Genomic DNA, 13,121 nt, shown 5'->3' on the forward strand with positions numbered 1-13,121 from the left:
ACGATATTTTTGCAGACGTTCGTCTCCCCCTCGCACTCGGTGAGGGTGGGGTCTGCCCGCGCAGCTTTCAGGCGCATCGCCGCCTGACATGAGGGATATTCAGGCCGTTGATAGTGGCTTCGCCACGGCATGCGGGCAGCTAGTCTCGACTCATCAGTCAGTGAAGAAGAGGGCGCTGCCCATGCGCATGATGATCACTGGGGCCGGCTCCGGGCTGGGACGCGAGATCGCCCTGCGCTGGGGCCGTGAGGGTTGGCAGCTGGCGCTGTGCGACCTGAACGAAGCGGGGTTGCAGGAAACTCTGGTTCAGGTCCGCGCCGTTGGCGGAGACGGGTTTGCTCAGTATTGCGATGTGCGCGACTACAGCCAGTTGGTGGCGCTGGCGCAGCGCTGCGAGCAGCAACTCGGCGGCATCGATGTGCTGGTCAACAATGCGGGCGTGGCGTCGGGCGGTTTTTTTGCCGAGCTGTCGCTCGAAGACTGGGACTGGCAGCTGTCGATCAACCTCATGGGCGTGGTCAAGGGTTGCAAGGCCTTCCTGCCGCTGCTGGAACGCAGCCACGGGCGCATCATCAATATCGCCTCCATGGCGGCCCTGATGCAGGGGCCGGGCATGAGCAACTACAACGTCGCCAAGGCCGGGGTGGTGGCGTTGTCGGAGAGCCTGCTGGTGGAGTTGCGCGATGCCCAGGTGGGCGTGCACGTGGTCTGCCCGTCGTTCTTCCAGACAGCGCTGCTGGATTCGTTCCGCGGGCCGACGCCGACGATGAAGGCGCAGGTGGCCAAGTTGCTGGAGAGTTCGCCGATCTCGGCGGCGGACATCGCGGATTACATGTATGCCGAGGTTGCCCGCGGTGCGTTCATGATCCTGCCCCACGAGCAAGGGCGCGCCGCGTGGCAGCTCAAGCAGCGCCAGCCCCAGGCGCTTTATGACGAGATGGCGACCATGGCGACGCGCATGCGCGCTAGAAGCCCAGTTGCTGGTCCAGCCGAATAGCCTCTTGCAGGCCGTCGAGCAGTTTCTTGCGGACCTTGAGCTTGGTGTTGCGGTGCGCCGTCATGTTGATTTTTTTCAGTTGGTGCGCCGCTTTCAGCGCTTCTTCCATCAGCGCCTCGGGCTTGACCACTTTGTCGAAGAATCCGGCATTCAGCGCCGCTGCCGGATCGAACATCTCGGCGTTGATGACGGCGCGCTGGAAGGCCGAGCGACGCAGACGATCGCGGGCCAGTTCGATGCCGGCGTGGTGCATGGTCATGCCGATCATCACTTCGTTGAGGCCGATCTGGAACGGGCCTTCGACACCGATGCGGTAATCGCCGGACAGCAGCAGGAAGGCGCCCTTGGCCACGGCATGGCCGGAGCAGGCGATGATCACCGGATAGGGGTGGGCCAGCAGGCGCCGCGCCAGTGTCGAGCCCGAGGTGACCAGATCCAGAGCCTGCTGCGGGCCGCTGGTCATTACCTTGAGGTCGTAACCGCCCGACAGAATGCCCGGCTGGCCGGTGACGATCACCACAGCTTTGTCCTGCTCGGCCTGATCGAGCGCCTGGTTAAAGGCGGCGATGACTTCAGGCGACAGCGCGTTGACCTTGCCGTTATGCAGGCTCAGGGTGGCAATGCCGTCTTCGAGACGGTAGTCGATCAGCTCGCTCATGACGCGATTCCTTGTTATGAAGTGCAGCAGACGTTACCCACGCAATGGCCTGGCGTAAAGCGCCGTGACTGACTGGGCGGTCACGCTCGTGGATTAGCCTGCGTGTGTCGGGAAATCCCGGCAGGAGGCCAATCTGTATTAACCACATGAAAATTCTGCAAAAAACCTTTGCCATCTGCGGGGCTTTCGAATACATTAGCGCGCCTCGACAGACCTAACGGTTTGCCGAGATACGGTGAAGTGTCCGAGTGGCTGAAGGAGCACGCCTGGAAAGTGTGTATACAAGAAATTGTATCAAGGGTTCGAATCCCTTCTTCACCGCCATATTCGATACGACCAAAACCCCCGGTAAGCCTTGGCTACCGGGGGTTTTTGGTTTTTGGAGTCGGTTGGGGCAGGGCCGTTTCAACCCCGCCTCAGGCCCCGAAGCCCCCATCGATCGTCAAGCTCGCGCCAGTGATATACCCCGCCTGCGGGCCCGCCAGGTAGGCAACGAAGTCAGCGATTTCCTCAGCAGTACCGTAACGGTCCAACGCCATCAACCCCAGCATCCCCGGAGCCATCTCGCCATCCGCCGGGTTCATGTCGGTGTCCACTGGGCCCGGTTGCACGTTGTTGACCGTAATGCCGCGCGGACCGAGGTCGCGCGCCATGCCTTTGACCAGCCCGGTCAGGGCCGATTTGCTCATGGCATAGGTGGCGCCGCCAGCGAAGGGCATGCGGTCGGCGTTGGTGCTGCTGATGTTGATGATGCGCCCGCCGTTGCCCATGTGCTGCAAGGCCGCCTGGCTGGCGACGAAGACGCTGCGCACGTTGATGGCCAACGTTTTGTCGAACTCGGCGAGGGACAGGTCTTCGACCGAACCCAGAGCCAGGACGCCGGCGTTGTTGACCAGAATGTCCAGGCCACCAAAGGCTTCAGCGGTGGCGGCGACTGCGCGTTGCACGGCTTGGGCGTCGGCGCTGTCGGCCTGAATGGCCAGGGCCTTGCCGCCGCCGGCGATGAGCTCGTTCTGCAGCGCTTCGGCCTTGGCCGCCGAGCTGACGTAGGTGAAGGCCACGCTGGCGCCATCGGCTACCAGGCGTTTGACGATCGCGGTACCAATGCCGCGGGAGCCGCCCTGGATCAATGCAACCTTGCCGGTAAGACTGGACATGATGTGTCTCCTGAAGTGGGCAGGGCGTGGTGCCCTGGTGTGTGGATGAGTATCGGTGCTGGATTACCTCTCGTGTAGACCCTGATTGGCATGTTCTGTGTAAACTTGAAGTTTATAATCGGCGAGCAGCCCTAAGCTGCCTGGGACTGGGAGTCTAGTCGTGGAAAACTTCGGCAGCATTGAAAGCTTCATTCGCAGCGCCGAAGCCGGCAGCTTTGCCGAGGCCGCGCGGCGGCTGAGCCTCACGCCAGCGGCGGTCGGCAAGAACGTCGCCGGTCTGGAAGCGCGCCTTGGCGTGCGCCTGTTCCTGCGCAGTACCCGGCGCTTGACCCTGACCGAGGCCGGCCAACGTTTCCTGGCGGAAGTGAGTGGCAGTTTTGCCATCATCCAGAACGCCGTGGCCAACCTGGCGAGCGCCGAAGGGCAGCCGGTGGGCACCCTCAAGGTCAGCATGGGCCTGGTGTTCGGGCGTTTGTACATCGTGCCGCTGTTGGCGGCGTTTCTGGAGCGCTACCCGGGCATCAGCGCCGATTGGCATTTCGATAACCGCCAGGTCGACTTGATCGGGCAGGGCTTCGATGCGGCCATCGGTGGCGGTTTCGAGTTGCCACCCGGCGTCGTGGCGCGCAAGTTGGCGCCGGCGCATCGCATTCTGGTTGCCGCCCCCAGGTATTTGCAGCGCCATGGCGGCTTGACGCATCCCGATGACCTGCACGCCGCCGACGGTATCCTCATCCGTTCGCCGCAGACCGGCCGGGTGCGCAATTGGCCGCTGACTCACCGGACTCAAGAGCAATGCCCGCTGCGCCTGAACCCGCGCATGACCATGAGCGACTCCGAGGCGGCCTGCGCGGCGGCGGAGCAGGGGCTGGGCATCGCCTTGGTAAGCATGCCGTTCGCCTTGCCTTACTTCGAGCGCCATAGCCTGGTGAGGGTCTTGCCGGATTGGTACGTAGACGATGGCAACATCTCGCTGTACTACGCCGAGCACAAGCTGCTGCCCGGCAAGACCCGCGCCTTCGTCGACTTTGTCATCGAGCAGTTCAAGGCGCAGGGCTTGTATCAGCGCTTCAGCGCGGTGTAAGGCGCTCAGGAGATCCCGATGATTTCCGAATGCTGAAGACTGTTGCCGATGCGAACACTCACCTCATCACCCGCGAATTTGCCCAGTAACGCCATGCCCAACGGCGCGAGGGGCGTGATCACGGTCACGATTGCGCCATCGAGCCTCAGCGTGAGCCCGGCGGCGTCGGGGCCGAGGAAGACTTGTTGGCGCTCGCCGTGGGTGTTCTCCAGATCGATCAGCGCGCCGACCTGGATACCTACCGCAGCGTCGTAGTCGCGCAGTGTCAGGCCTTGATACTTTAGCAGCGCCTGGCGGATTTCTTCGGTGCGGCGCGCCTGCCCCGTGGCCAGGTAGGAGGCTTCGAGGCCCAAAGTATCGTATTTGTTTTCGGCGACGTTTTCCTCGTGCGTGGCGGTTTCGTAGGCGGTCTGCGCGGCGCGCTGAGCAATATCGAGGTTGCGCGCCAGGGTCGCGGTGATCAGTTCGAGCAGTTGCGTTTTAGCCATGGTCAGTTGCAAAACATCAGTACGTTGCCGCGGCTCTTGTCGCTGGGCGCGGTTTGCGCCTGCTGCAACCAGAACTGGCACTTGGGGTTGGCGAAATTATCCGGGTTGCGCCGCGCCTGCTCCACCGCATCAGAAGTTTCCTGACGGCTGAGGTTCTCCTGATACTGCTCGAACATGTGGTTCTGAGTGGCCAGGGCGGGATCGCTGGGGATGGCTGGCAGGGCCGGAGCCTGGGGCTGGCGAATGCTCTGCGGGGTGGTGAGGTTGCTGATTGCGGCGGGCGCCTCGATCGGCGTGTACAGGGTCTTGTAGATCAGCCAGGCACTCAGGCCCAAGGCCATGAAGCCTAGCCAGATGCCCAGGGCGATGATCAGGACCAGGCGCAGGGGGCGTCTGGAGCGCACAGGCAACTCGCGGCTTTTGCTGAGAACAGGCATGACAGCCTCCTGGCGTTGGCGTGGATTGCAGGCTGGAACCGGCGTGCGGGGCTACGTCTGTGGACCCGCTGCCCGGCGTGCAGTTCGGTGAATACAGCATGAAACCTGTTGACGTAAAACATTGTTGCACGGGTGGCGGCTCGATTATCTGCTTTGCTGCTGTTGTCGACACGCAAAACTGCGGACAATGCGCGGTTTGGCTTACTGGGCCGATTTTCCGAGCCGATCGATCGTCTCAAGGGAACAGCATAATTGGTGTCTGACATGAAAGCTTCCTGGGATATCTTTTGCAGCGTCGTCGATAACTATGGAGACATCGGCGTGACCTGGCGCCTGGCCCGTCAGTTGGTGGCCGAACATGACCTGCGGGTGCGCCTCTGGGTGGATGATCTGGCCTCGTTCGTGCCCCTGTGTCCGACGGCCGATCCGCAGGCGGCGCAGCAATGGCAGGCGGGCGTCGACGTGCGTCAGTGGCCATCGGTGTGGCAGAGGGTCGAGATGCCTGACGTGGTGATCGAGGCCTTCGCCTGCAAGCTGCCGGTGGATTATGTCGATGCCATGGCCCGATCCACCCCGGTGCGCCTGTGGCTCAATCTGGATTACCTGAGTGCCGAAGAGTGGGTGGGCGGTTGCCACGGACTGCCGTCGCTGAAAACCGCTGGCTACCAGAAGTATTTTTTCTTCCCGGGGTTTCAAGCCGATACCGGCGGGTTGTTGCGCGAAGCGGGCTTGCTCGACCAGCGTCGCCAATGGCAGCAGGATCCGGCCAGGCGACAGGCCTTCCTGGCACAGTGGGGTGTGTACGTAGCCGCCGAGGCGCGATTGATGTCGTTGTTTGCCTACGAGCATCCCCAGATACCCGGATGGTTGCAGGCCCTGGCCGAGGATTCGCGGCCGACCCATCTGCTGGTACCCCGTGGGCGAGTGCTGGGTGACGTCGAGCGCTGGCTCGGCGACGGGCCATTGCTGCTTGACGAACCCCGCCAATGTGGGGCGCTGACCCTGCAGTTGATGCCGTTCGTCAGTCAGAATGACTACGATCGCTTGCTCTGGTGCTGCGACTTCAATGCTGTGCGCGGCGAAGATTCCTTCGTTCGCGCGCAGTGGGCGGGGCGACCACTGGTCTGGCATATCTACAAGCAGGAGGAGTATGCCCACTGGGAAAAGCTCGAAGCCTTTCTGGCCCTCTACACTCAAGGGCTTGGGCCCGCTGCCGAGGCCGCGACGCTGAGTTTCTGGCGGGCCTGGAACATGGAACAGGACATCGCCGAGAGCTGGCGGCAGATGCTGGCCAACTGGCCAGAGCTGACGACCCATGCTCAAGCCTGGAGCGATGAAAAGGCCCGCCAGGCGGATCTTGCCATGGCGCTGGTGCAGTTTCATCGAAATTGGCTATGATATGCGGCCTGGAATTTTGTAATCCCCACCCTATTCGGAAGTTTGTAATGAAAACTGGTAAAGAGCTGAAACCCGGCACCGTGATCCGTCTCGAAAACGATCCTTGGTTGGTGCAGAAAGCCGAATTCACCAAATCCGGTCGTAACAGCGCGATCATGAAGACCAAGCTGAAGAACCTGCTGACCGGCTACAAGACTGAAATCGTCTACAGCGCCGATGACAAGCTGGACGACGTGATCCTGGACCGCAAGGAAGCCACCCTGTCTTTCATCAGCGGTGACACCTACACGTTCATGGACACCACCGACTACACCATGTACGAGCTGAACGCCGAAGACATCGAATCGGTTCTGCCATTCGTTGAAGAAGGCATGACCGACGTCTGCGAAGCCGTATTCTTCGAAGACCGCCTGGTATCCGTCGAACTGCCGACCACCATCGTCCGTGTCGTCGACTACACCGAAGGCTCCGCTCGCGGCGACACTTCGGGCAAGGTCATGAAGCCTGCCAAGCTGGCCAACGGCACTGAGCTGAGCGTTGCCGACTTCATCGAAATCGGTGACCGCATCGAGATCGACACCCGCGAAGGCGGTTCGTACAAAGGTCGCGCCAAGTAATTGCGGACCCGTTGACTGATAACGCCTTGGCGAATCAGCGCACACAAAAAACCCGACGCGAGTCGGGTTTTTTTATGAGCGCTGAAAACCGAACCTCAGACGCTGACGTGCAGGCGTACATCGACATTGCCGCGGGTGGCGTTGGAGTACGGACACACTTTGTGGGCAGCGTCCACCAGGCTCTGCGCCTGGTCTTGAGTCAGGCCGGGCAGGCTGATGCGCAGATCGATGTCGAGGCCGAAACCGCCTTCGATCTGGCCGATGCCGACTTCAGCGGTGATTGCTGTATCGGCCGGCAGAGCGGCTTTGGTTTGACCGGCAACGAACTTCAGTGCGCCGATGAAGCAAGCCGAGTAGCCCGCCGCGAACAGCTGCTCAGGGTTGGTGGCCGCGCCGCCGGCACCGCCCAGTTCCTTGGGGGTGGCCAGTTTGACGTCAAGGATGCTGTCGCTGGAAACGGCACGGCCGTCGCGGCCACCGGTGGCGGTTACAGTAGCGGTATAGAGCGTTTTCATGGATTAGTCCTCAGTCGTGAGTGTCTGGTTCAGGGCGGGCTCGCCCTTGGGTACGAAACAAATTTATCGCACTAATATTTAGTGCGCAATATAAAAAATTAAGATTGCCGACGAATGGTCGGCCTTCTCTTACAGGTTTACAGGCTGCCCTGCAGGTGACCACGCAGCCCCAGCAGCTGCTTTTGCAACGCTTGCAGTTGCTCGACGGTCATGCCACTGGCGCTGAGGATGCACTGCGGCACTTCCTGGGCGCGGGTCTGCAACGCGCGTCCCTGTTCAGTAAGCTTGACGATCACCACGCGCTCGTCGTCCTTGCTGCGAGTGCGGCTCAGCAGGCCCTCGGATTCCAGGCGCTTGAGCAACGGCGTCAGCGAACCAGGGTCGGTCAGCAGGCGGGTGCTGATTTCACCCACGGTGAGGCCTTCCTGTTCCCACAGCACCATCATGGCCAGGTATTGCGGGTAGGTGAGGCCCAGTGCCTGCAACAAGGGCTTGTAGACCTTGGTCATCAGCAACGAGGTTGAATACAGGGCGAAGCACAACTGGTTGTCGAGCAGCAGGTCCTCGCAAGGTGCCGAGGTCTCGGGTGCAGCAGGAGAGTTCGCGCTCATACGGATCCTTGTTTCAGTGGTACGCGCATATTTAGCGTTCTTGGTTTTAATGTTGCAGCTCATTGAAAGCGCCGCCATGGGTCTAGGGCGGTGATTGTAAATTTCGAACCGTAAAGTCTGTGAGAGTTCGTTCGAGTTTGCGCGCCATTATCCGGCGCGCTGAAAATGCTCACCCCCAATGCCCTGATCGCTACAGCTTGAAGCCCTCGGCGATGTGATCGGCCAGGCATTCGGTCATGGGAGATTGAGTCGCCGGGTTGCGCAATAACATGATGTTGGCGGTGGGCAGCAGGGGCAGGCCTTCACGTTCGCCGAGGATGCGCATGTCTGCGGGTATCAAGCTCTGTAGCTGCGCAGTCACTGCCAGGCCAGCGCTGACCACGGCCATGATCGCCGAAAGACTCGGGCTGGAGTAGGCGATCCGGTAGGGCTTGTCGCCGGCATCCAGGGCATTGCACGCCCACTCGCGGCAAAAACAGTCGGTGTTGAACATCGCCAGGGGCATCGGCTGCTGTTCGTGGGGGGCGAAGCCGTTGGCCTCGGCCCAGACAAAGCGCTCATGGCGCAGTAACTGACCCATCTCGCTCCCTGGCCTGCGGGTGACGATGGTCAGGTCCAGATCGTTGCGCTGGAGCAGCTGTGTCGAGGTTTCGCAATGGACTTCGACCTGAACCAACGGGTAGGCCTGAGCGAACCCCGACAAAATCCCGGGCAAAAAACGCATGGCGTAATCATCCGGCGTGCCGACGCGCACGGTGCCGACCATGTGCGGTTCGCGCAGGGTGGTAAACACCTCGCTATGCAGCTTGAGAATGCGTCGAGCGTAGCCGAGGAGGATCTGGCCCTCGGCGGTCAAGCGTAGCTGGCGGCCATCGCGCTCGAATAACTGGCGCTGCAGAACGTCTTCTTCCAGCCGCTTCATCTGCATGCTGACGGCGGACTGGGTGCGATTGACCTTTTCTCCGGCCTTGGTAAAGCCGCCTTCATCGGCAATCGCCACAAAGGTGCGCAGCACTTCGGAGTCGATGCTCTGATACTGGGACATGGATCAATCTCCGAGATGTATTGCATAAAAAACATTCGTTGGATTGATCTTATCCGCAGCCGGACACTGATGCCATCCCAACAGGAGAGCGCAATGATGAAAGGTCAACGTGGATTCGTGCAGGTCGAGACCAGAGAGTGCGGCGATGTTCCGCGCCAATCCCGCTGGAAGGCGCTCTGCCAGCGCATGGCGCGTTGGTATCAGCTTGGCCAGCAGCGCCGCACCCTGGCGGCCCTCAGCGACAGCGCGCTGAAGGATCTTGGCCTGAGTCGCGCCGATATTCATGATGAGAGTGAGCGGCCGTTCTGGGATGATCCGCTGAAAAAATGACACAATCGTTTTTTTGATCGTGCCGAGCGAGCTGGTGGAAGACATCCCTGAGTCCGAAAACATCCCTGAACAAGCCCCGCGCGAGCGCATCGAGCGGGTATTGGCCGAAGTCCATGATGCCTATGGCATGATCCGCGTGCTGGAAGTCGAGGATTATCGTTTCCTCGAATTCGGCGATGCCATCGAGCAAAGTTGCGTGTTCACCGCCGATCCCAGCTGGCTGGAATATGACTACACGCGCGCCATGCTGATTGGTGCACTCTGTCATCAGGCGCCGGAAAGCGCGCTGTTCCTTGGCCTGGGCGCCGGCACCTTGACCCAGGCGTGCCTGAAGTTCCTGCCGCTCGAGGACGTCGAATGCATCGAACTGCGCCCCGATGTACCGCGGCTTGCCCTGGAATATCTGGGGCTCGACGATGATCCGCGGCTGTACCTGCGGGTCGGCGACGCCCTGGAGCTACTGCCGAGCGCGGAGCCGGCGGATTTGATCTTCGTCGACCTGTACACCGACCATGGCCCAGGCGTCGGGCATCTGGCCTGGCGGTTTCTGGAAGATTGCCAGAAGCACCTCAACCCCGGTGGCTGGCTGGTCATCAATCAGTGGGCGGGCGATGACGGCAAGCCGCTGGGCGCGGCGCTGCTGCGTGGCCTGTATCACCGGCATTACTGGGAGTGCCCGGTGACCGAGGGCAATGTGATCCTGATCATCCCGGCCGATCTGGAGCAGCACCTGGATTTCGACGGGTTGCGGGCGAGGGCGACGGCCTTGGCGCCGCAGTTGGGGTATTCACTGGATCGACTGATCAATGCGGTGCGTCCGGCGAGCTGATCCCTGGCACTCTTCGCGGGCGTGACGATGGCCGCCGACGATCGGTCGGTGTTGCCGGCTTAAACGATTTAGCTCGCTAGCAGGCGGCTCAGGGCCTCGACGCCGCAGGGGATATTGCCACTCCGGCTTCGCCAAGATTCGCGTGGCGCTGACGGCAATAAAAAACTCTCACGTAACAGCCGATTTCAGGTATAGTGCGCGCCGGTCTTTAACAGGGCCGCGTTCAGGTAGCGCAATACACCGACACACAGCTTTTGCTGTGTTCGCATTGCGAACATCTCCCTGACGATTCTTTCATTCAATCGTTTTCGCAAATCCCCGCCGACAAAGCTGCCAGGGTGACTCTCGAGTCTTACACGGCATGCGCAGCTTTGGAGCATGGGTCTTTGCGGATGCACTTAGAGGCAGACCCATGACCCAGGAAACCGGCGGCTTCGCCAGTCTCGGACTTCACCCCACTATTGTTGCAGCCGTCGTCGCGACTGGCTACGAAGAGCCTTCGGCTATTCAGCATCAATCGATCCCGATCATTCTCGCCGGTCATGACATGATCGGCCAGGCACAGACAGGTACCGGCAAGACTGCCGCCTTCGCTCTGCCTATTCTGAGCCTTATCGACCCGAGCAAGCGCGAGCCGCAAGCCCTGATCCTGGCGCCGACCCGCGAGTTGGCGCTGCAAGTAGCAACCGCATTCGAAACCTATGCCAAGCAGATGCCTGGCGTAACCGTGGTTGCAGTATATGGCGGCGCCCCGATGGGCCCGCAGTTGAAAGCCATCCGCAACGGCGCGCAAATCGTCGTCGCGACCCCGGGTCGTCTGTGTGACCACCTGCGTCGTGATGAAAAAGTCCTGGCCACGGTTAATCACCTGGTCCTCGACGAAGCCGACGAAATGCTCAAGCTGGGCTTCATGGATGACCTGGAAGTCATCTTCAAGGCCATGCCTGAAACTCGCCAGACCGTACTGTTCTCGGCAACTTTGCCGCAGTCGATCCGTGCAATCGCCGAGCGTCACCTGAAAGACCCGAAACACGTCAAGATCCAGACCAAGACGCAAACCGTTACCGCGATCGAGCAGGCTCACCTGTTGGTTCACGCTGACCAGAAGACCTCCGCTGTCCTGCGTTTGCTGGAAGTGGAAGAATTCGACGCGCTGATCGCCTTCGTGCGCACCAAGCAAGCCACCCTTGACCTCGCCAGTGCGCTGGAAGCGAAAGGCTACAAGGCTGCCGCGCTGAACGGTGACATCGCCCAGAATCAACGTGAGCGTGTAATCGAATCCCTCAAGGATGGCCGTCTGGACATCGTCGTCGCTACCGACGTCGCTGCCCGTGGTCTGGATGTACCGCGCATCACTCACGTGTTCAACGTCGACATGCCGTACGATCCAGAGTCCTACGTGCACCGTATCGGCCGTACTGGCCGTGCCGGTCGCGAAGGTCGCGCTCTGTTGCTGGTGACTCCACGTGAGCGCCGCATGCTGCAAGTGATCGAGCGTGTAACTGGTCAAAAGGTTGCCGAAGTTCGCCTGCCAGATGCTCAGGCCGTTCTCGATGCCCGCATCAAGAAACTGACCAACAGCCTGGCGCCGCTGGTTGCCGATGCTGAAGAGACTCACGGTGATCTGCTCGATCGTCTGACCGCTGATATCGGTTGCAGCCCGCGTGCCTTGGCCGCTGCGCTGCTGCGCAAGGCCACCAATGGCCAAGCGCTGACCTTGGGTGCAGTCGAGAAGGAGCAGCCACTGGTTCCGACCAGCGCTCCTCGCGAACGCACCTCGGGTGATCGTCCTGAGCGTGGTGATCGTGAGCGTCGCGCGCCTGTGCCTTTGGGCGAAGGCCGTGCACGTTGCCGTACCGCACTGGGTGCTCGCGACGGTATCGCCGCGAAGAACCTGCTGGGTGCCATCCTCAACGAAGGCGGCCTGGCCCGCGAAGCGATCGGCCGCATCCAGGTGCGCGATAGCTTCAGCCTGGTCGAGTTGCCGGAAGATGGCCTCGAGAAGCTACTGAGCAAGCTCAAGGATACTCGTGTTGCCGGTAAGCAGTTGAAGCTGCGCCGTTATCGCGAAGACTGATTCCTGGTGAATCAGTGAGCTGAAACAAAAAATCCCCGATCAGTGATGATCGGGGATTTTTTTATGCCTGGATGTTTATCTGTGTAGCGTCGGTCAGTCGAAGCGGTAGATGTCCATGCCCAGCGCGCCCAAGGTGAACCCTTGATGGGCGATGCTGAAGCGCTCACCAGCACCATAGGCGAAGTAGAGGGGCAGCAGATGCTCGTCGCTCGGGTGATTGCGCACCGCGTGCGGGGCCCGCTGGCGATAATCCAGCAGGGCTTCACGGTCCTCGGTATTGAGCTTGTCGACCATCCAGTCGCGAAATTCCAGCGCCCACGGTGTAGCCAGATCCGGGCCGGCCTGCCAGCTCAGCTCGCGCAGGTTGTGGGTAATGCTGCCAGAGCCGATCAGCAATACGTCCTGATCACGCAACTGCGCGAGGATCTGCCCGACCCGCGCCTGCAGCGCAGGGCCTTCACGGCTAGGCAGTGACACCTGAACCACTGGGATGTCGGCGTCGGGGTACATCAGCGACAGCGGCACCCAGGCGCCATGGTCGAAGGGGCGGGTAGGGTCCAGGCGCGCAGGCAGGCCGGCGTCGATGAGCAGCCGCGCGACTTCGGCGGCCAAGGCTGGCTGCCCTGGCGCCGGATACTGGACTGCAAACAGCGCGGGTGGAAAGCCACCGAAGTCATGCCAGGTCTCGGGGTGTTCGCCGCTGGCGACCAGCAGTTCGCGGCTTTCCCAATGCGCCGATACCAGCACGATCGCTTTCGGGCGCGGCAGCTCGGCGGCCAGTTTTGCGAGGGCAGGGCCGCTGGCGCCCGGTTCGAGCGCCAGCATAGGTGAGCCGTGGGAAATGAACAGGCTGGGTAGCATGGCCGTGGTCCTGGAGT

General features: G+C 61.3%; 14 protein-coding genes, 1 tRNA gene and 1 pseudogene. 8 read left to right on the forward strand and 8 right to left on the reverse strand.

Annotated elements, in window-relative coordinates:
• Window positions 1–175 precede the first annotated feature (175 nt).
• Entirely contained in the window at window positions 176–997 is an 822-nt protein-coding gene (locus tag REH34_RS21850; RefSeq protein WP_311972134.1) for an SDR family oxidoreductase, read from the forward strand.
• Here REH34_RS21850 and REH34_RS21855 read toward each other — a convergent pair.
• Window positions 966–1,655: a crotonase/enoyl-CoA hydratase family protein gene (locus tag REH34_RS21855; RefSeq protein WP_226503335.1), complete on the reverse strand. Its 690-nt coding sequence runs from the start codon at window positions 1,653–1,655 to the stop codon at window positions 966–968. The two genes, REH34_RS21850 and REH34_RS21855, sit on opposite strands and share 32 nt — an antisense overlap.
• 234 nt (window positions 1,656–1,889) lie before the next feature.
• Here REH34_RS21855 and REH34_RS21860 point away from each other — a divergent pair.
• Window positions 1,890–1,979, forward strand: a tRNA-Ser gene (locus REH34_RS21860).
• Between the two features lie 92 nt (window positions 1,980–2,071).
• Here the strand turns inward: REH34_RS21860 and REH34_RS21865 are convergent.
• Window positions 2,072–2,812 carry a 3-oxoacyl-ACP reductase family protein gene (locus REH34_RS21865; protein WP_311969140.1) on the reverse strand — a complete coding sequence of 247 codons (741 nt, stop codon included), beginning with the start codon at window positions 2,810–2,812 and terminating at the stop codon, window positions 2,072–2,074.
• 160 nt (window positions 2,813–2,972) lie between these two features.
• Between REH34_RS21865 and REH34_RS21870 the strand changes: the two genes are divergently transcribed.
• A complete protein-coding gene (locus tag REH34_RS21870) occupies window positions 2,973–3,896 on the forward strand; it encodes a LysR family transcriptional regulator (protein ID WP_311969141.1) in 924 nt (307 codons plus the stop codon).
• Between the two features lie 5 nt (window positions 3,897–3,901).
• Here REH34_RS21870 and REH34_RS21875 read toward each other — a convergent pair whose 3' ends face one another.
• Entirely contained in the window at window positions 3,902–4,384 is a 483-nt protein-coding gene (locus REH34_RS21875) for a GreA/GreB family elongation factor (RefSeq protein WP_226503338.1), read from the reverse strand.
• Window positions 4,385–4,386: 2 nt separating this feature from the next.
• Entirely contained in the window at window positions 4,387–4,821 is a 435-nt protein-coding gene (locus REH34_RS21880; RefSeq protein WP_226503339.1) for a hypothetical protein, read from the reverse strand.
• A 264-nt stretch (window positions 4,822–5,085) separates the two neighbouring features.
• Here REH34_RS21880 and earP point away from each other — a divergent pair, with 264 nt between their 5' ends.
• Together earP and REH34_RS21890 are read left to right on the forward strand one after the other, a co-directional pair.
• Window positions 5,086–6,219, forward strand: coding sequence for an elongation factor P maturation arginine rhamnosyltransferase EarP (earP, locus tag REH34_RS21885; RefSeq protein WP_311969144.1), 1,134 nt, complete (start codon window positions 5,086–5,088; stop codon window positions 6,217–6,219).
• 47 nt (window positions 6,220–6,266) lie between these two features.
• Window positions 6,267–6,836 carry an elongation factor P gene (locus tag REH34_RS21890; RefSeq protein WP_226503341.1) on the forward strand — a complete coding sequence of 190 codons (570 nt, stop codon included), beginning with the start codon at window positions 6,267–6,269 and terminating at the stop codon, window positions 6,834–6,836.
• A 95-nt stretch (window positions 6,837–6,931) separates the two neighbouring features.
• Here the strand turns inward: REH34_RS21890 and REH34_RS21895 are convergent, their stop codons facing one another.
• The 3 genes from REH34_RS21895 to REH34_RS21905 all read right to left on the reverse strand — a co-directional run bounded on the left by REH34_RS21895 (window position 6,932) and on the right by REH34_RS21905 (window position 9,007).
• Complete coding sequence (locus REH34_RS21895; protein ID WP_226503342.1) at window positions 6,932–7,351, reverse strand: organic hydroperoxide resistance protein; 420 nt, start codon at window positions 7,349–7,351, stop codon at window positions 6,932–6,934.
• A gap of 137 nt (window positions 7,352–7,488) precedes the next feature.
• Window positions 7,489–7,962 (reverse strand): MarR family winged helix-turn-helix transcriptional regulator, encoded by a 474-nt coding sequence (locus REH34_RS21900; protein WP_226503343.1) that lies wholly within the window; start codon window positions 7,960–7,962, stop codon window positions 7,489–7,491.
• 190 nt (window positions 7,963–8,152) lie between these two features.
• Window positions 8,153–9,007 carry a LysR substrate-binding domain-containing protein gene (locus REH34_RS21905; RefSeq protein ID WP_311969145.1) on the reverse strand — a complete coding sequence of 285 codons (855 nt, stop codon included), beginning with the start codon at window positions 9,005–9,007 and terminating at the stop codon, window positions 8,153–8,155.
• Between the two features lie 93 nt (window positions 9,008–9,100).
• On the opposite strand from REH34_RS21905, the gene REH34_RS21910 reads away from it, so the two are divergent.
• The 3 genes and pseudogenes from REH34_RS21910 to REH34_RS21920 all read left to right on the forward strand — a co-directional run bounded on the left by REH34_RS21910 (window position 9,101) and on the right by REH34_RS21920 (window position 12,243).
• Window positions 9,101–9,337 (forward strand): DUF1127 domain-containing protein, encoded by a 237-nt coding sequence (locus tag REH34_RS21910; protein WP_311969146.1) that lies wholly within the window; start codon window positions 9,101–9,103, stop codon window positions 9,335–9,337.
• Between the two features lie 127 nt (window positions 9,338–9,464).
• A complete protein-coding gene (locus REH34_RS21915; RefSeq protein ID WP_226503691.1) occupies window positions 9,465–10,166 on the forward strand; it encodes a spermidine synthase in 702 nt (233 codons plus the stop codon).
• Window positions 10,167–10,544: 378 nt separating this feature from the next.
• Window positions 10,545–12,243 (forward strand): annotated as a pseudogene (locus REH34_RS21920) (DEAD/DEAH box helicase).
• 93 nt (window positions 12,244–12,336) lie between these two features.
• On the opposite strand, the gene REH34_RS21925 reads toward REH34_RS21920, so the two are convergent.
• Window positions 12,337–13,104: a class III extradiol ring-cleavage dioxygenase gene (locus REH34_RS21925; RefSeq protein ID WP_311969147.1), complete on the reverse strand. Its 768-nt coding sequence runs from the start codon at window positions 13,102–13,104 to the stop codon at window positions 12,337–12,339.
• Window positions 13,105–13,121: the final 17 nt, after the last annotated feature.

The sequence above is a fragment of the Pseudomonas baltica genome (assembly GCF_031880315.1).
In the GTDB taxonomy this organism is placed as follows: Bacteria; Pseudomonadota; Gammaproteobacteria; order Pseudomonadales; family Pseudomonadaceae; genus Aquipseudomonas.